Origin of the sequence: Bacillus sp. NEAU-242-2 (assembly GCF_027853835.1) — a bacterium.
Taxonomy (GTDB): Bacteria; Bacillota; Bacilli; order Bacillales; family Bacillaceae; genus Bacillus; species Bacillus velezensis.
The window spans coordinates 196,225-214,394 of record NZ_JAPNNY010000004.1; the positions used below are offsets into that span (position 1 = coordinate 196,225).

The window sequence follows — 18,170 nt, forward strand, 5'->3', positions numbered from 1 at the left end:
TTTTCTTTTGTATCCACTATAATATTTACGCAATCTTATGGAAGGAAAAGGGGTTTGATGCAATGCTTGGAGAAATCAGAATCAAAAACATTTGCTTTATTTTAATCGGCGCCGCTGTTTTTTCATTCGGACTGGTTCACTTTAATATGCAGAACAATTTGGCGGAAGGCGGATTTACCGGCATTACGCTGCTTTTATATGCGTTATTCCACATCAGCCCTTCTATTTCCAACCTGGTATTAAACATTCCTATCTTTTTCATCGGCTGGCGTATGCTCGGCCGGACGATGTTTGTCTATACCCTGATCGGCACCGTCTCTCTTTCCGTTTTTCTGAGTGTTTTTCAGCGCTACGAAATTCATATGCCGCTGTCGCATGATTTAGCGCTGGCCGCCTTGTTCGCCGGTGTTTTTATCGGCGCGGGTCTCGGCATTATTTTTAAATACGGCGGCACGACGGGCGGGGTCGATATCATCGCCAGGCTGATCAACAAATTTTTCGGAATCCCGATGGGCCGGACGATGTTTGCCTTTGACGCCTGTGTCATTCTGCTTTCTTTGTTTACGTATCTTTCTTACAAGGAAGCGATGTACACGCTTGTAGCCGTTTTTGTCGCTGCGAGATTGATTGATTTTATACAGGAAGGCGGCTATGCCGCAAAAGGGGCAACGATTATTTCTTCGAAAAACGATTTGATCCAGCAAAAAATCATTGAAGAGATGGAGCGCGGCGTCACCGTTTTAAAAGGACAGGGATCATATACAAAAGAAGACAGGGACGTTCTTTACTGCGTCGTTCCGAAAAACGAAATTGTGCTTTTGAAAAGCGTCATCACTTCCGTTGACCCGCACGCCTTTGTTGCAGTAAGCGACGTCCATGATGTGCTCGGCGAAGGATTTACGCTTGATGAAAATAAAAATCCGATCAGACGATAATAAAAAGGCGGCTTTTGCCGCCTTTACTGTTCGTGTTTCCATTTGACAACCGGTGATTTTTTCTTTTTCAATCGGCGGGCGAATGCCGGACTGACATTGAGCGTCTGCTCGACAAAGCGCTGCGGCGTCAGTGCCAGCCATTGGTTTAAGGAGACATCTTCGAAACGGTCGCTTTTGAAGATTTCCAGAAAGCGAAGCACGGTGTCACCGGTATTCTGAACATAATGTCCCATTGCAAAAGGAACATATCCTACGTCACCCGCTTGATAGTTAAATGTCCGCGCTCTTCCCTCCGCCGCAAACACCGTCATTTTCGCTTCTCCTGAAAGATAATACTGCCACTCGTCCGTATTGGGATGCCAATGCAATTCTCTCATGCCTCCGGGTTCGACCTCCACAAGAGCTGCGGCAATCGTTTTTGACACCTTAAACGTTTTTGAATCGACAATCTTTACTCTTCCCCCGCCGGTAACAAGAGGCTCCTGCCGGGAAAGCTTGTAGCTGAATGGCTCCAAAACGGGGCCTTCCGGGGAAGAAACTGCTGCCCGCTCAATAGGGGGAGGCGGTTCCAGCTGGAACATGTAACGCTCTTTCTTGTGAATGTAAGCCAGCTCATAACCCGGAACACCGAAGTTCGCCTCCAGCACGCTGCGCGGGGTATGGGCAAACCAGTCCGTTACTGAAAAGGTGCTGTTTTCTGAAAAAGAGCCGTCATCAAAGACGAGCAAAAACTCACTTCCCTGCTCTAATCCTTGAATGGAATGAGGAATGCCGGAAGGAAAATACCACAGGTTCCCTTCACTTACGTTATCAATAAAATTCCGCCCATTTTGATCGACCGCAGTTAAACGTACTCCTCCGTTAATCACATATCCCCATTCGGCTTCTTTATGCCAATGAAGCTCCCGCACAGCTCCCGGTTTCAGTCTCATGTTCACCGCCGCGATGTTTTTGGATACCGGCAGTTCCCTGACCGTCACCTCTCTGGACCATCCGCCGTCTTCAAGCCTCATATGCGTATCAGAAAATGAGAATTTCAAGTTTTGAACCGTTCCTGCATCCGTTGAAGGCGGAACGAGCATGTCAGGATTCTGGAAGTCACGCGCGAGGTTTCGCGGTCCTTCGTCAGTCGCCCCTTTTCTGCCTCTGATCGGCTGCGGGAGGTGTTTTGAAGCCAATTGCTGGATGAGTTTTTTCACTGGCTTAGCTCCTTTACAGCAATTTGTGTTTATTTAGACTTAGGATACTCACGCTTTTTCTCTTTCTTTTTTTCCGCTCTGTATTTTCGGTAGCCGACATATGTCAGCGCAGTAATAATGATACCGCCTGTTGTCAGAATGACCCAGAGCAGCGAAGGGTCAGCGTCATCCCGCTCCACCTTGTCAAAAACCCGCTTTAAATCCTGCTGCAGGAGCGTCAGACGCTCAAGCTTTGTTCCTTTTGTCATCTGCTGAAACCCTTCCTGCTCAATCACCTCGATATGTTTCGCCACCGTATCAAGCTGGCCGGCCGACACATCCATTGTCAGGCTGGGATAAATTAAATCATATAATGATATAAATTCATTCCACTTTTCATTGAAATTTTCACTTCCGTTTCCGCTGACATCTTCTTTTAAGGCGCTGAATGTCGCCATAATCGGTCTTTCAAGCGAACCCCACAGCGGATCGGAGTGGTCTTCCATCGCATCCATTACCAACCTGAACTGGGCGGCTGCCCGGATTTTTTCGGTATCTGAGGCGTCTGCCTGTTTCAGGACGCGCACTAAATCATTAAAGCCCAGAGTCACCTGCCTGACTTCGGCGCCGCTCAGTGAGTTTACGTGTGTCATTTTTTTCTTAAAGTAGCCAAGCACTTGCAGAGCCTCATCATACTGCGAATGCCGCGTCATTTGGAAAACGGTATCCGAAAGGTCGTTCAGTTCCTTGAGACCGCCCTCATCTTCAGCTTTGGCAGTTGTGATGAAACACATAAGAGCAAGTAAAAGACAGATCGTCAGCTTTCGTTTCATAGAGGTCCCTCCCACTCCTTCTCTTTACAGAATATGAGGAGCGGGACAAGGTTAGACCAAGATTCTATCAGTGTAAGTCAAGCTTTATCCGTCTTTTGGAAATCACCAAATAGTATGCAAGGCCGAGTGAAAATATGCTCAGCCAGAATGTAGCATAGCCGATCTCTTGCATATAGTCATTGAGCATTGAGTAGCGGGGCATCATGCCGAAAAGATAATCAATGACATCATTATGAAGCGTCCAAACAGCGGCAACGGCAAGATGCCATAACCGGAACCGAAAATACGGGCTGTATAAAACGCCTTGAACGGCCATGGCAAAATGTGAAGCAATCAGCATGTACCCTTCCCAAGGCATCTGCCCCATTTTGACCAGCACAAAGACATTCATTCCGACCGCCCACAGCCCGTATTTTACAAGGGTTACAAGAGCCAGCGCTTCAAACAGCGGCGCGTTTCTTCCCATGAGAAATGCCAGAAGCACAAACAGGAAGAAAAACGTCGCCGTCGGGCTGTCAGGCACAAATATCAGAAATCGGAACGGCGTGTCCAAAAGCTGCGGCACATACCAATAATAGCCGTACACCGTACCGATAAAATTAACGGCAAGAACAAGCAGAAGCATGCCGCGCAACCCTAAAAGATAAGAAATCCACCTCATACCATCAACTCTCAGTCCGTAAAAAGTATGTATCATGCAAAAAAAGCTGACATCCGGTCAGCTCTTTTCATAAAAGTATATCCTGCTGTTGTCTTCTTCACAATACGTTATTTCGCTGTCGTTTCAGAAATGAACTTCGCCAGCTGATCAAGCTGTTTGTCATTCCCTTTAAAAATACCGGCTGGCATCTGCCCTTTCCCTTTGACGGCGATTTTTTTAATTTCTTCCGGGCTCAGCCCGTTATCGACCAGGGACGGACCGGCGCCTCCCCCTTGAAGATTATCCCCGTGACAGGAAATACAGCCTTGTTCTTTAAATACCTTATAACCGTCTGATTCAGTATCAATGGCGGCTTCTTTTTTAATTTTCCCTTGCTCCTCCGCCTTCGCCCAGTCATGTGTCGCGACTGACTGCCACGTTAAAAAGACCGTAGCGCAAAGCGCCAAAAGCATCATCCCGACGGCAACCGGACGCTTCCACGGCCTTCTTTCAGACCCCCTGTCGAGAAACGGAGCCAAAAGCAGCGACCCGAAGGCAAGCCCCGGTATAATCATCGCTCCGATAACGGTGTAGCTCCCTGCGGCATATTCATATTTTAAAAGCTGGTATAAAAATAGAAAATACCAATCCGGCAGCGGAATATACCCTGTATCCGTCGGGTCCGCCACCCGTTCTAAAGGCGGCTCGTGCACAATCGTTAAAACGAGAAATCCGACGAGGAAAACGGCTCCGACCATCCATTCTTTCAGCAGGAAGTTCGGCCAAAACGCCTCTGTCTTTCCAGGATACTCTGAATAGTCTTTCGGTATATTCGGTTTTTTTTCAGCCGGTATCCTTGAATCTCCTACAAACTTCATTCCTTTCCCCCGGTGCATGTCATCCCCTCCCTTTTATATCAGATTTGTATTAAAGCGGTCCTGAAATTCCCTGCTTGCGGATCATGACAAAGTGGGCGCCCATGAGCGCAAACAAAGCGGCAGGGAGAAAAAATACGTGAATCGCAAAAAATCTCGTCAGCGTTTGAGCGCCGACAATATCGTGGTGGCCGGCAAGAAGAGTTTTCACCTGCGCTCCGATCAAGGGCGTCGCCTCCGCAATCTGAAGACCTACCTTTGTCGCAAACAGCGCCTTCATATCCCACGGAAGCAGATACCCTGTAAAACCGAGACCGAGCATCACAAAAAAGATCAGAACACCGACGATCCAGTTCAATTCCCGAGGCTTTTTATAAGCTCCCTGAAAGAAAACCCGCAGCGTATGTAAAAACATCATCACGATGACTAAACTTGCGCCCCAATGGTGCATACCCCTTACAATCTGCCCGAAAGCGACTTCATTCTGCAAATAATACACAGATTCCCACGCGTTTTTAATATCCGGCACATAATACATCGTTAAAAACATCCCGGACAGCACTTGGATAACGGTTACAAAAAACGTCAAACCGCCGAAACAATAGACAAAAGCCGAGAAATGGTGAGCGGGATTTACATGTTCCGGCACTTCATGGTCGGCGATATCCCGCCACATCGGCGTAATATCGAGACGTTCATCCACCCAGTCATAAATTTTATTCAGCATGTCACCCTTCCCCCCTAGGCTTTGCTTTTCCAAGATACAAAAAGCCGTCCTTTACTTTTTGCTCATAACGGTCAAGAGGCGCGAGCGGCGGCGTGCCCGGAACGTTCGTGCCGTCTTTTTCATACAGACCGTAATGGCAGGGACAAAAGAATTTGTTCGGATTTTTAGGATCATTGTTCCAGTTTACGGTGCAGCCTAAATGCTTGCAGATCGGAGAAAGCGCTATAATTTCATCCCCATGCTTGTAAACCCAGGCTGATCTGGATTCTTCCGATTCGTACCAGGCGTCGACTTGATGAATTTTAAAGTCAAACCGCTTCGGCTCCTTCGTCAGCTCATCCACACTGACAACCTGCACCATTTTTTGATCTCCCGTCGGTTTTAATACCGGATCCAGCGCAAAACGGACCATAGGCATAAGCGCACTGGCGGCCATAAATCCCCCCACGCCGGTGAGCGCATAGTTTAAAAATTGTCTTCTTGATATATCTTGTTTTCCGCCCATCTCTTCCCCCCCTAAAGATTGACCAAAAATTAACTAAAATAGAAAATAATTCTGAGATTTGACACCCTCATAATATATGAATCTTTCAGCAAGGTCAACAGAGGCAAAACGGGTGTTTTGCAGGATGCCTGGAGTTTTTAAGAATTGTTCCACTTCTGTAACAAAACGTTCAAAATTTCTCCGCACTTGTCATCCGCAATTTTTCTCTTTAAAGAGTCTTTCATATGTTCAAACGGGACGGCAGGTATGTATATGACATCAGACCCTATTTCAGAATCCTTCCATTTTTCGTCTGCCGTCAGGAACAAGGCGTGCCGGAAGTTGGTCATCACCTCTTCTTTGAGTTTTTGAAGCAGGGCGATTTGTGATTGGTCTATATCAACATATGTATAAGAGGGGAATAAATATACCCGTCCCTTCAATTGGCGCTCAAGCTCTTCAGAAAGCAATTGGGTGCTTTCCCCCTGTTCAACGGCCTCTTTTAAGCCTCCTGAAGACGTTATGGAAATTAACGGAATGACAGCGGTATCAATGTAATCCGCAGATTGTAAATAGGCATCGGCATCAGCGGCTCTCCATCTCATGTCTCGTTCCTCCTCTTTACGCAACAAGCCTTGCATATTCTGCAAGGCTGTCATTTATGTGAGCTGATTCAATTGGCGGGAAAGCTTTTCAAATGTTTCTTTGTCGTGGCGGTCCAGCGCCTCGTCGATATCTTTAAGCAGCTTTTCCCGCTGGAAAGTGGAAATGGCATGTTCTAATATTTTTTCAGCCATCCCCTGATCCTGTTTATTTTCAAACAGGTCTTTCGGCAGATGCGGATTTGATTCAAGAACAGCGGCATATTCCGGTGAGCTGTAGGCCGAACGGAAATTCAGCTGGATAAATAAATCCTGCTGTTTATTTAACCGGATGTCGTGAAAAGATTTTTCCGCGTCCGTAGTCATGACATTTTCTTTGTAAAACCTAAACGGCACCTCATCAACGCAATGAGTAGACATGATAATGCCTCTCGGGCAAAATTCGGCTTGTTCTACAAAATGGACTTTTTCCATTAATGAATCATGACTCATTAAATAATTTAAAATCCAGACGCACTCCCGGCGTTTAAGCTGATAATGATTTAAAAACCAACGGATAAAATCCTTTTTTTCATTGACAGAAACAGGGGTCTGCATGTAATTCCCTCCTCTATCGATCGTATAATCTGACATCACTTATACATTCAGCAAGCATGGTCCAAAATCCTGCTTATCTTAAAAATTCATCCTCTATCCGTAAGATTGTTTCTTCAAGCTCTTCGTTTATTCCATCCATTGAAAGCACTTGTTTTAAAAGCGGCAGCGCTTCTTTCTGGAGACCCTCTTCCAATAAGAAGTGAGCGTATTCATATAAGAAATCCCGATCATCCTGATAATGGAGATACGCAGCTTCGAAGCTTTTTTTCGCTTCAGCGTATTGCTCAAGGCCTGTATAGGCCCCCGCCAAATACCAATTGTATTTCGGATCTTCTTCCCCGTAGCCGCGGACTTCCTGAATCAGATCAATAATCTCTTCAAAGCTTTCTTCTTTATGATAGACGGCTAAAAGCGTATGGAGCGCTTCCACGTAACCCGGATCGAGCGCCAGCGCTTCCTGAAGAAGCTTTTTGCCTTCCTCTTCGCTGCCGAGCTTTAACGCCATTTTCGCCGCATAGAGAAAAAGCTCTTTATTGTATTCATCGTAAGTAATACCTTCTTTAGCGGTTTTTAATGCATCTTCATACATGCCTTCTGCCTCGTAGCTTTTTGCAAGCGGCATATAAAGCGATGAATAGGAAGGATCAAGCCCTTTTAAATCAGACAGCTGCTTGATGGCTGTTTTGACCATTCCCGCCTGATAGGCTGTGAACCCGTACCCGAAAATCGTATTCGGTTCTGTATGTTCTGCCGCCGCTTTTTCATACCATGAAATCGCTTCCTCAAATTCACCCGCCGCGCTCAATGACTCAGCCAGCCTCTGATGAACATTTACGCCGCCGATTTCGTGCCGTTCTTTTGCCGTCTCTTCATAGTAAGGAACGGCTTTTGCGTATGATCCCTGAGTGAAGTATAATTCCCCCAGAGCGAAATCAATAACTGGTTCATCTTGTAACATTGCTTTCGCCTGTAACAGCTTTTGCTCACTTACTTCAAATAAGCCCTGCATCTGATACAGATCAGCCATTAAAAGAAGGCTTTCCGCGTAAGACGGATCTTCCGGAGAAATCGTCTCCAGCACCTCAAGAGCTTTTTCTTCTTCATCAATATCTATTAACAATTCGGCGTAAAAATTCGTCAGCTCAGACTCATCCGGATAAAGGTCATGCAGATCACTGATCAGCGCTAACGCTTTTTCGGCGTTTCCCCATTCATAGTAGAGCTGGGCTGCAATGGCTTTGTCTTCGTCATGAAGCTCTGTTTCAGCTTTTGAAAGCGCTTTGAGTCCCTTTTCGGTTTCACCTGCTTCAACTAATTTTATGGCTTCTTGAATCAATGTATTCAAATCAGACCGGTCCTTTCTTTTCCTATACCTCATCAACCAAATGAAAAGGGTTTTTATTCGGGTTATTCTTATCATAATTCAGACAGGGCCTGCCCGCAAATAAGATGCTTCACCCGGCATTATAGTTTATCAGAAAATGGTTAAGAGGAAAACGGCAAAAAAGGGGGCGGCATCTTTATACGCAAACAGCGCAATTTGTTCCGGCTGTTTCTGTAACGAAAACGCATTCCCCCTTTCTGTTATTTTTCTGTTTAAGACAAGCTATGTCAAAGCCCAAGATTTTATGACACATGAAGAAAAAAGCCCGAAGAACAGTCTTCAGGCTTTTTTGGCTAATTGATCTAAATGCTCAAAAAATGTCGGATATGAGACATGGATCGCCTCTGTATCACGGATGTCAATCGGCTCTTCTGTCAGGCATGAAGCGATACCGAGCATCATGCCGATGCGGTGGTCGCCGTGGCTTGACACTTCGGCTCCGCCCGCAAGCGTTTTTTTGCCGTGTATTTTCATGCCGTCTTCAGTCGGTTCAATGTCTGCGCCGATTTTCCGGAGCTCTGATACGACGGTGTCGATCCGGTTCGTTTCCTTCACCTTCAGCTCCGCAGCGTCTTTAATGACAGTTGTGCCTTCAGCCTGCGTTGCCAAAAGGGCGATAATCGGGATCTCGTCAATTAAACGGGGAATGATTTCTCCGCCGATTTCTGCCGCTTTCAGAGCTGAGGTTTCAATAACCAGGTCTCCGTAAGGCTCTGCGCTGTCCGCTTCTGAAGGAATCACTTCAAGTGAAGCCCCCATTTGCTTTAAGACATCAATCATCCCCGTGCGTGTCGGGTTCAGGCCGACGTTTTTCAGCACAATCCGGCTTCCGGGAACGACAGCGCCTGCCGCGAGGAAAAAGGCCGCTGAAGAAATATCGCCGGGCACGAAAATATCGGCTCCCCGAAGCTTCTGACCGCCCGTTACGGAAGCGCTCGTCTCCGTTTCCGCAAGCTCGACGCCAAAAGCGTTCAGCATCCGTTCCGTATGGTCTCTTGATTTATGGGGCTCAGTGACGGTCGTCTTCCCTTCAGCCTGCAATCCGGCAAGCAGCACGGCAGATTTGATCTGCGCGCTTGCAACAGGGGAGACGTAATCAATGCCTTTCAATTGTCCGCCTCTTACGGATAAAGGTGTAAACCCTCCGTCCGCTCTTCCGTCAATCGCGGCTCCCATCTGTTTTAAAGGCTCCGTCACCCTCTTCATCGGGCGCTTTGCAATACTTTCGTCGCCCGCTACCGTACTGTGAAATGGGCGTCCGGCTAAAATGCCGAGCATCAGGCGGATGGTCGTGCCGGAATTCCCGACATCAAGAAGGCTGTCAGGCTCACAAAGTGCGTCAATGCCCTTTCCGTATATCGTTACATCACTTCCGTTTTGTTCAATGGAGACACCCATTTTTCTGAAGCAGGCAATGGTGCTCAGACAATCGGCTCCGGGCAAAAAGTTTTTTACCGTTGTCGTTCCTTCCGCAAGCGCTCCGAACATAACAGAACGGTGGGAGATGGATTTATCCCCCGGAATATGAATTTCACCGTTTAAAGACGTCACTTTTTCTCTTTTCAATGTTTTCCACCTCAGTCAGCGTAAAATGTGTCATATTTGGCGCGGGATTGAATGCAGGTTTCCGCGCGCTTCCGGTCATCATCAGTCTGGAAACTGATTCTGAGAATTCCGTTAATATCTTCTCTTGTTTCGATAATGCGGATGTTGGTGATACTGATTTTTTCTTCTGCCAGTATCGCCGTAATTTCCGAAATGACCCCCGGATGATCAGGAACATCGACATAAAGGTCATAAAAGGACGGGATCGCTCCTTTTTGACGGAGCGGCAGACCGTCGCGATAATCTTTCGCTTTTTTAAAATATCCGAACAGGCTGTCCGCATCTTCATTTTCTACATAAGATTCGATCGTGTCAATCTCCCGTTTCCATTCTTTGAAGCGGTCAAGCAGTTTATCTTTGTTATGAAGAAGTATGTCTCTCCACATCGCCGGACTGCTTGAGGCGATTCTGGTGATGTCCCGAAAACCGCCGGCTGCGAAACGCTTCAAAAACGGATAATCTTCTTCAGAATGATGAGCCTGATGGACGAGGCTTGCAGCAACGATATGAGGGAAATGGCTGATAACGCTCGTTACGCCGTCATGCTCCTCGGGAGTCATCTCCACAAAGTGGGCGTTTGCCGCTTTCAAGAGTTCCTTCAGATGCGTTACTGACTCTTTAGAAGTTGATTTTCCGGGTGTTAAAATGTAAAACGCATTTTCGAATAAAAATTCTTTCGCCGCAGCGGCCCCGGATTTATGAGATCCCGCCATCGGATGGCCGCCGACAAATTGATAGTGAGCCGGAAGCACTTTGTCGGCGTAGCTGACGACTTTCTGTTTCGTGCTGCCCACATCCGTAATCAGGAGTTCATGGGTGATGTCTGATGCGGCCAGCATATCGAGCATTTTCAGCGTTTGGGCGACAGGCGTGGCGATAATGACAACAGACGCTTGCTGCGCCCCTTCCGTCAATGAGCCGGCCCGCTCGTCAATAATTCCGAGCTTCAGCGCGGCAGTGAGCTGTTCTTCCGAAATATCCACACCGATAATCCGTTTATGCGGATGCTCCTTTTTGATGGCCAGTGCGATCGATCCGCCGATCAGTCCGATCCCCGCAAGCAATATGGTATCCTTCATTTCACTCATTTCCTTTTTCATCTATTTTAATAGAGCAAAGAGGTGATGCTTGATCACCTCTTATAATATTTCAGCTAAAATTGTGAGAATTTCCTCATTCTGCTCTTTCGTACCGACCGTAATCCTTAACGCTGTCGGAAATCCGAGCGCCTGTCCTGAGCGGACGATATATCCTTTTTCCAACAGGGCTTGGAACAGTTCATCCGCCGGACGGTTAAAATCAATGAGCACAAAGTTGGTTTGTGAAGGATAACAAGTTAATCCGTGAGTTTCCGCAAAATCATAATACTGCTTAAGGCCGGCTTTATTTTTCTCGACGCATTCCTGGATAAATGTCTGGTCGTCAAGCGCTGCCAGTGCCGAAGCCTGACCGATTCTGCTCGTATTGAACGGCTCTCTCGCCGGTTCAATCTGGCGGATCAGCGCTTCGTCCGCAATGCCGTATCCGACGCGCAGCGCGGCAAGTCCGTACGCTTTAGAGAAGGTGCGGAGGATCATGACATTCGGATATTGCTTTAAAAGCGGAATGCTTTCTGGGTAATCTTCCGCCGTAACATACTCGTAGTACGCTTCATCAAGGACAACGAGTATATGCTCGGGAACTCTGTTTAAAAAGGCAATTAGCTCTTGCTCAGAAGTATATGTCCCCGTCGGATTATTGGGGCTGCATACCCATATGACTTTCGTCTCGCCGTCAATTGCTTCCAGCATCCGGTCCAAATCATGAGCGCCGTCACTGCGGAGCGGCACCTCGCGCACCTCAGCGCCTTCAATCACCGCATTGTGTCTGTATTGCGGGAAAGTCGGGGCGGCGGTAATCGTGTTTGCCTGATCATTTAATAAAGAACGGCAGATAATCTGCACTAGCTCATCAGAGCCGTTGCCGAAAATGATCGAAGATTCACTGACCTGCAGATGCTCACTGAGCCGCGTTCTCAAAGCGGCACTGTAACCGTCGGGATACAGCGCAAGCTGCTCAATCTCCCGATGCAGCGCATCTTTTGCGGCCTGTGAACAGCCGAACGGATTTTCGTTAGAAGCGAGTTTTACTACTTTTTCAAGCCCGTATTCCATTTTCACTTCTTCTATTGGTTTGCCCGGCTGATACGGTTTCAGCTGCCGCAGCTGTTCTTTAATCTGCAAATCCAGTCACCTCATTTTACACTGTACAGTCGTCCGAACGTCTTTGCGTATTCTTCAAATTCAAGAAGCGCATCAGCTCTTGTGCCGGGATTCACAAGCTTTGTTTTAAGCTCTTCAACTTTTTTGACAAGCGCGCTGCCGACAACGACACCGTCAGATATTTCATTCATCCCGTCAACCTGTTTGCGGTTTGAAATGCCAAAACCGACCGCCACCGGAACAGAGCTGAATTCTTTCACCTTACGGATGAAAGAGTATACAGAAGGATCGAATTCGCTGCGTACGCCCGTCACTCCTAAAGAGGATACACAATACACAAAGCCGCAGGCCTGTTCAGTAATTATTTTCAAACGGTCTTCACTTGTCGGCGCAACCAGTGAGATATAAGCGATGTTCTCCTTTTTGCATGTCATTTGCAAAAGGGCGCTTTCCTCTAACGGAAGATCCGGAACAAGCAGACCGTCTATGTCGTTTTCCCGCAGTAAAGCGAAAAAGTATTCTTTTTCTAATTGTAACACAGGATTATAATACGTAAAGAGGATAATTGGAATATGAACGCCGTTTTTTTTCATTTTGCCGCCAAGTTCAATGGCTTTTACGATATTCATTCCGTTTTCCAGAGCCCGTTTTGAAGCCCGTTGTATGACGGGTCCGTCCGCAAGCGGATCTGTGTAAGGAACGCCGATTTCAAGGGCAGAAGCGCCTGCATTCTGCAATGAAATTGCCAGTTCAACAGAAATGTCAGGAAGCGGATCGCCCGCTGTGATAAAAGGGATAAACAATTTTTCAGAACCTCGCAGATTAAACATGTGTCTCCACCCCGTTTTCCAAAACATTCATCAGCGTATGAACGTCTTTATCTCCTCTTCCCGACAAACTGACGAGAATGATTTTGTCTTTATCCATGTCCTTTGCCATTTCAAACGCTTTTGCCAGGGCGTGGGCAGATTCAATAGCCGGAAGAATACCTTCTGTTTCAGAAAGCAGGCGTAACGCGGCAATCGCTTCATCGTCTGTCACGCTTTCGTACGTTACACGGCCACTTTTGTGCAGATAGGCGTGCTCAGGGCCGATCCCCGGGTAATCAAGGCCGGCTGAAATGGAATACGGTTCGATAATCTGCCCGTATTTATCTTGTATTAAATAGGTCATTGATCCGTGAATCACCCCGAGCGTCCCTTTTGCGATCGTTGCCGCATGCAGCGGCGTATCAATCCCTTTTCCGGCCGCCTCGGCGCCGATCAGCTCAATATCTTCGTCTAAAAAGGCCTGAAATATGCCCATCGCATTGCTTCCGCCGCCGACACATGCAACAACCTTATCCGGGAGCGTTCCTTCAACCCGGCGGAGCTGTTCTTTCGCTTCCTCGCCGATGATTTTCTGAAATTCGCGAACGATATACGGATACGGGTGCGGACCCACTACAGAACCGATAAGATAGAAATGATCTTCACAATGCTGGACCCAATACCTGATTGCCTCATTCGTCGCATCTTTCAGCGTGCCGTTGCCGCTTGTGACCGGCACCACTTCCGCGCCGAGCAGTTTCATCCGGAATACGTTCAGCGACTGGCGCGCAACGTCTTCTTCACCCATAAAAACCGTACATTTAAAACCGAATTTTGCGGCGGCTGTCGCCGCAGCCACACCGTGCTGTCCCGCGCCGGTTTCGGCGATGATTTTCGTTTTGCCCATCTTTTTAGCAAGCAGAATCTGGCCTAACGCGTTGTTAATTTTATGAGAGCCGGTATGGTTTAAATCTTCTCTTTTCAGATAGATTTTCGCCCCTCCCAAATACTCTGACACCCTGTCTGCGAACGTTAATGCAGTCGGTCTTCCGGAGTAATCAAACAATAGTTTTTGATATTCGGCATGAAAAACGGGATCATTCTTTAATTCTGTGAAAGCCGTTTCGATTTCCTCAAGGGGCCGCATCAATGTTTCAGGGACAAATTTGCCGCCGAATTCGCCGTATCTTCCGATTTCATTTGGATATGGATACATAGTGGTTCATCCTTTCTTCTAAAAGCCGGATCAGTGTTTGATCCTTGTGTCCGTTTTTTTCAATTCCGCTGGCAAGATCTATACCGCACGGACGCGATCTCAGTAAGCCGGTAATCGTCTCAGGATTAACACCGCCCGCAATAAAACAGCGCTTGCTTGCATTTTGAGCCTGCTTTCGGTACAAGGGGACACGGGCCCATGAAAACGCGATTCCCGTCCCGCCTCTCATTCCTGTCACTGAAGAATCAATGACATAGCCGTCGACAGCAGGTGCAAATTGAGCCATCTGACGGAGCGTCCCTTCCCCGTGATGGAGCGCTTTCCATATTTCCGAGCTCACAAGCGGACGGAGACGGAGGGCATCCTCAGGCGATTCATCACCGTGAAGCTGGATGACGTCAAGTGCCAGATCAGAGGCAATTTGCCCGATGTTTTCTATCGTTTCATTTACAAATACTCCGACATGTTTCTTTTCTGTCCAGACCTGCTCTTTCCATTTCCGGACCTCATCCGGCGTTACTCTCCGTTTGCTTGGGGCAAAAATAAATCCCAGATAATCCGCTTCTGAAGCTGCCGCAAGTTCATAATCACGCTTCGATCGTATTCCGCAGTACTTTAACTCAGGCTTTTTCATATCGTCACTCCCCGAACAGTCCGCGGATCGCCTTTTGCTGTGAATCCTCTCTCATTAAGGATTCTCCGACCAATACAGCCTGCGCCCCGTGCTTGTTGACGAATTGCAGGTCAGCCAAAGAACCGATGCCGCTTTCACTGACCAGCAGGCAGCCGTCCGGTACAAGCTGCGCTATTTTTTCCGTTTGCGTAACAGAAGTACGGAACGTTTTTAAGTCCCGGTTGTTTATGCCGAGAATGTCCGGCTGAAACACTTGTAAAATCCGTTCAAGCACAGTTTCACCATGGACTTCAACGAGAACGTCCATGCCCTTCTCGCGGGCTTCCAGATAAAGCTCATAAAGCTCTGAAGGTTCCAGCGCTTCCCCGATCAGCAAAATGGCATCGGCGCCGATCCTGAACGATTCCTCCACCTGAAGGGAATCAATAATAAAATCTTTTCTCAGCACGGGAAGAGACACGGTTTGTTTCACATCTGTCAGAAATTGATTTCTCCCCTGAAAAAAACGGGTATCCGTGAGAACCGAAAGGGCGTCGGCTTTAGCCGCTTCATAATCTGCCGCAATCGTTTCCGGAACAAAATGCTCTTTAATCAATCCTTTAGACGGCGAAGCTTTTTTCACTTCGGCAATCAGCCCGATAAAACGGTTCGGGTTCAGGAGTGCTTCTTTAAAGGATCTCCGTTTAATTTGACAGGTTTCCGGCAGCACGATGGATTTGATTTCTTCTTTTTTCTGCTGAATGATTTGATCAAGCATACATTTCTTCCTCTTTCTGTTTCAGACGTTCGAGCTGCTTTTTGGCATCTCCGTTTTGAATCGCTTCTAAGGCTGTTTTCGTTCCTTCTTTCAGATCGTTTGCAAGACCTGCCGTATAAATGGCCGCGCCCGCATTTAAGGCGGTAATATGCAGAGCGGATGACGGAGCTTTATTTGCAAAAATATTCTGAATGAGAAGCGCGCTTTCTTCCGATGAACTCACTTGAATATCCTTCAATGAACCTTCTGCAAAACCGAATTGTTCAGGTGAAACGGAATATTCCAGACGTTCACCGTTTTTCAGTTCAATGATATCGGTCGGTGCTGTGATGGACAGTTCATCTAATCCGTCACGCGCCGACACAAGCATGACGTGTCTGACATCAAATTGTTCCAAAGCGCTTGCCATCAGGCGCGCTTTATCAAATGAATAGACGCCGATCACCTGCCGCTTCACCTGCAGCGGGTTGCTGAGCGGGCCCAGCAGATTAAATACGGTTCGGAAGCCAAGCTCTTTTCTTGCGGCGGCGACGTGCTTCATTGACGAATGAAACAGCGGCGCAAACAAAAAACCCATTTGTTTCATTTCAATGCTGCGTTTGACGCTTTCTGGAGTGGCTTGAATGGAAACCCCCAGCTTTTCCAGCACATCCGCGCTGCCGCTTTTAGACGAAACGGAGCGATTTCCGTGCTTGGCAACTTTAGCTCCGGCGGCAGAAGCTGTAATCGCCGCTGCCGTGGATATGTTAAACGTAGAAATCCCGTCTCCGCCTGTTCCGCACGTATCAACGACATCCGCCAAGCCACCCGCCGTCTGTGCCCGCGCCCGCATCACTTTTACAAATCCGGCAAGCTCCTCCGCCGTTTCACCCCGGTGGGCTAATACCGATAAAATCCCGCCGATCTCAGACTGCGACATGTCCCCGTTCATCATCATCTCCATCAGCTTTTCGGCTTCTCCGGTTTTCAGTGTGCGGCCATTAACGCACGATTGCAGAAATTTGTTCATCCATCTTCTCCTCCCCGCCAGAAAAGATGTCTTCTGCGATTTGAATCGTTTTTAAAAGCGCCCCCGCTTTGTTACAGCTCTCTTCATATTCGGCTTCCGGGACCGAATCAGCGACTATTCCCGCGCCCGCCTGCACCGACGCCGTACCGTTTTTGATACTCATGGTGCGGATGGTGATACACGAATCAATTGACCCGTCAAATCCGATATACGCAATACATCCGCCGTAGGTTTCTCTGGAAGTCGGTTCTAATTCATTTAAAAGCTGCATCGCGCGGATTTTCGGAGCGCCCGAGAGTGTTCCTGCCGGGAACGCCGACATCAGCGCATCAACCGGATGGACGCCCTGTTTTAAACGGCCGGTTACAACAGAGATGATGTGCATCACATGTGAAAAAGAAACGACCTTTGTGAATTCCGGAACGGCTACGGAACCGTACTCCGCAACTCTGCCGATGTCATTGCGCGCAAGATCGACGAGCATGTAATGTTCAGCTTTTTCTTTTTCGTCATTCATCAGCTCTTTTTTCAGGCGATCGTCCTCTTCTTTTCCGGCGCCCCTTCTTCTCGTTCCGGCAATCGGATGAATTTCCAAGTGCCTGTCATGCACGCGGATCAGACGTTCTGGCGAACTCCCGACAATGTCTCTGTCAGGCAGTTTGATATAGTACATATAAGGTGAAGGATTGACGATGCGGAGCACCCTGTACAGCTCAAATGAATGTCTGGATATCGGAATGTCAAACTTTTGCGAAAGCACCCCTTGAAAAATGTCTCCGGCTTTTATATATTCTTTCAGTTTATCGACGCCGGCCATAAACTCTTCTTTCGTATAATTGGATGTCACATCGGCAAAACTTGGCGTGTCAAATGTTTCTTTAGAAAAAAACGGCTCTTTCATATCTTTCGGTTCTGTCAAAATACCGATAAGCTTACGAAGCTCCGCGCAATTTTCTTTAAAAACGGCCCGCTTTTTTTCCTCCGTCTCCCGGCCGTTAAGCGCCGCATATTGAATAAAATGCACTTGTTTCGTTTCGTGATCGTACGCGATGATTTTCCGGCAGACAAACAGCATGCATTTTTCGAAATCTGTTTCTTTCGCGTGGCTCGGCACGGAAGGCTCAATCAAAGGAATCATGTCATAGCTCAGATAACCGACGGCCCCTCCCGAAAACGGGATATCAAGCTCGGGTGTTTTAATGCGGAAGCTTTCATTCATCCAATCAAGCACGGCTTTTAATTCTCCGGCTTCAAACAGCGTATGCCCGTTTGGATCAGCGGCAGTGAATGTGTGATGACTCTCCTTAATCGTGATAAAAGGATCAAGGCCGATAAAAGAGTATCTCGACCAGCTTGACGACTCATCCTTGCTTTCTAAAAGATACGTAATGTTTCTGTCCAGTTTTTCAACCATCTGAATGGGTGTGATCGTGTCGACCGTAAAAGTCTCTGCGATTGGAATGGTGCGGTGTGTCAGACTGTCCTTTAAAAATAAAGAAACATCCGATTGTAAATTCATGATTCTCCTCCTTACGGTAAGGAGAATGAGATGAAGAGTGAGAGGAGTCTTGCGTATAAGAAATAAACCCAAAAGAAAGGCTTCTTTTGGGCAGAATAAAAACGTGTTTATCTCAGCTCAGCTAAACTCATTCTCTGCTACCCTATTCTAAACTCAACTGTTCAA

Annotated in this window: 19 protein-coding genes; 1 reads left to right on the forward strand and 18 read right to left on the reverse strand. The window is 47.4% G+C overall.

Annotated features, from left to right (window positions below; translation table 11 throughout):
• Nucleotides 1-62 precede the first annotated feature (62 nt).
• Complete coding sequence (locus OWN49_RS14315; RefSeq protein WP_003153493.1) at nucleotides 63-935, forward strand: YitT family protein; 873 nt, start codon at nucleotides 63-65, stop codon at nucleotides 933-935.
• Nucleotides 936-958: 23 nt separating this feature from the next.
• On the opposite strand, the gene OWN49_RS14320 is transcribed toward OWN49_RS14315, so the two are convergent.
• The 18 genes from OWN49_RS14320 to trpE all read right to left on the reverse strand — a co-directional run bounded on the left by OWN49_RS14320 (nucleotide 959) and on the right by trpE (nucleotide 18,005).
• A complete protein-coding gene (locus OWN49_RS14320; protein ID WP_077722516.1) occupies nucleotides 959-2,134 on the reverse strand; it encodes an oxalate decarboxylase family bicupin in 1,176 nt (391 codons plus the stop codon).
• Between the two features lie 29 nt (nucleotides 2,135-2,163).
• Entirely contained in the window at nucleotides 2,164-2,946 is a 783-nt protein-coding gene (gene ypjB, locus OWN49_RS14325; RefSeq protein ID WP_017418030.1) for a sporulation protein YpjB, read from the reverse strand.
• Nucleotides 2,947-3,013: 67 nt separating this feature from the next.
• On the reverse strand, nucleotides 3,014-3,607 hold the full coding sequence (locus OWN49_RS14330) for a DUF1405 domain-containing protein (RefSeq protein ID WP_173613007.1): 594 nt from the start codon (nucleotides 3,605-3,607) through the stop codon (nucleotides 3,014-3,016).
• A gap of 107 nt (nucleotides 3,608-3,714) precedes the next feature.
• Nucleotides 3,715-4,482, reverse strand: coding sequence for a menaquinol-cytochrome c reductase cytochrome b/c subunit (locus OWN49_RS14335; protein WP_003153486.1), 768 nt, complete (start codon nucleotides 4,480-4,482; stop codon nucleotides 3,715-3,717).
• A 31-nt stretch (nucleotides 4,483-4,513) separates the two neighbouring features.
• Nucleotides 4,514-5,188 (reverse strand): menaquinol-cytochrome c reductase cytochrome b subunit, encoded by a 675-nt coding sequence (gene qcrB / locus OWN49_RS14340; protein ID WP_003153485.1) that lies wholly within the window; start codon nucleotides 5,186-5,188, stop codon nucleotides 4,514-4,516.
• 1 nt (nucleotide 5,189) lies between these two features.
• Complete coding sequence (locus tag OWN49_RS14345; RefSeq protein WP_003153484.1) at nucleotides 5,190-5,693, reverse strand: ubiquinol-cytochrome c reductase iron-sulfur subunit; 504 nt, start codon at nucleotides 5,691-5,693, stop codon at nucleotides 5,190-5,192.
• A gap of 137 nt (nucleotides 5,694-5,830) precedes the next feature.
• A complete protein-coding gene (locus tag OWN49_RS14350; protein WP_003153483.1) occupies nucleotides 5,831-6,277 on the reverse strand; it encodes a YpiF family protein in 447 nt (148 codons plus the stop codon).
• Nucleotides 6,278-6,331: 54 nt separating this feature from the next.
• Nucleotides 6,332-6,871 (reverse strand): ReoY family proteolytic degradation factor, encoded by a 540-nt coding sequence (locus OWN49_RS14355; RefSeq protein ID WP_003153482.1) that lies wholly within the window; start codon nucleotides 6,869-6,871, stop codon nucleotides 6,332-6,334.
• Nucleotides 6,872-6,944: 73 nt separating this feature from the next.
• Nucleotides 6,945-8,216 carry a tetratricopeptide repeat protein gene (locus tag OWN49_RS14360; RefSeq protein WP_070082030.1) on the reverse strand — a complete coding sequence of 424 codons (1,272 nt, stop codon included), beginning with the start codon at nucleotides 8,214-8,216 and terminating at the stop codon, nucleotides 6,945-6,947.
• Nucleotides 8,217-8,534: 318 nt separating this feature from the next.
• A complete protein-coding gene (gene aroA / locus OWN49_RS14365; protein ID WP_176283399.1) occupies nucleotides 8,535-9,821 on the reverse strand; it encodes a 3-phosphoshikimate 1-carboxyvinyltransferase in 1,287 nt (428 codons plus the stop codon).
• An 11-nt stretch (nucleotides 9,822-9,832) separates the two neighbouring features.
• The gene (locus tag OWN49_RS14370) at nucleotides 9,833-10,948 is read right to left on the reverse strand and encodes a prephenate dehydrogenase (RefSeq protein ID WP_071392574.1); all 1,116 of its coding nucleotides are present in this window, start codon (nucleotides 10,946-10,948) and stop codon (nucleotides 9,833-9,835) included.
• Between the two features lie 51 nt (nucleotides 10,949-10,999).
• Complete coding sequence (gene hisC, locus OWN49_RS14375) at nucleotides 11,000-12,082, reverse strand: histidinol-phosphate transaminase (RefSeq protein ID WP_077722520.1); 1,083 nt, start codon at nucleotides 12,080-12,082, stop codon at nucleotides 11,000-11,002.
• Between the two features lie 11 nt (nucleotides 12,083-12,093).
• A complete protein-coding gene (gene trpA / locus OWN49_RS14380) occupies nucleotides 12,094-12,891 on the reverse strand; it encodes a tryptophan synthase subunit alpha (protein ID WP_176283400.1) in 798 nt (265 codons plus the stop codon).
• Complete coding sequence (gene trpB / locus OWN49_RS14385; protein ID WP_176283401.1) at nucleotides 12,884-14,086, reverse strand: tryptophan synthase subunit beta; 1,203 nt, start codon at nucleotides 14,084-14,086, stop codon at nucleotides 12,884-12,886. Before trpB ends, trpA begins: the two co-directional genes overlap by 8 nt.
• Nucleotides 14,067-14,720, reverse strand: a complete 654-nt coding sequence (locus OWN49_RS14390; protein WP_102422758.1) for a phosphoribosylanthranilate isomerase — start codon at nucleotides 14,718-14,720, stop codon at nucleotides 14,067-14,069. The genes trpB and OWN49_RS14390 overlap by 20 nt, the downstream gene beginning before the upstream one ends.
• A gap of 4 nt (nucleotides 14,721-14,724) precedes the next feature.
• Nucleotides 14,725-15,477: an indole-3-glycerol phosphate synthase TrpC gene (trpC, locus tag OWN49_RS14395; protein ID WP_102422757.1), complete on the reverse strand. Its 753-nt coding sequence runs from the start codon at nucleotides 15,475-15,477 to the stop codon at nucleotides 14,725-14,727.
• Nucleotides 15,470-16,486 carry an anthranilate phosphoribosyltransferase gene (gene trpD, locus OWN49_RS14400; RefSeq protein WP_176283402.1) on the reverse strand — a complete coding sequence of 339 codons (1,017 nt, stop codon included), beginning with the start codon at nucleotides 16,484-16,486 and terminating at the stop codon, nucleotides 15,470-15,472. Before trpD ends, trpC begins: the two co-directional genes overlap by 8 nt.
• Nucleotides 16,458-18,005 (reverse strand): anthranilate synthase component I, encoded by a 1,548-nt coding sequence (gene trpE, locus OWN49_RS14405; RefSeq protein ID WP_176283403.1) that lies wholly within the window; start codon nucleotides 18,003-18,005, stop codon nucleotides 16,458-16,460. The genes trpD and trpE overlap by 29 nt, the downstream gene beginning before the upstream one ends.
• Between the last annotated feature and the right edge of the window lie 165 nt (nucleotides 18,006-18,170).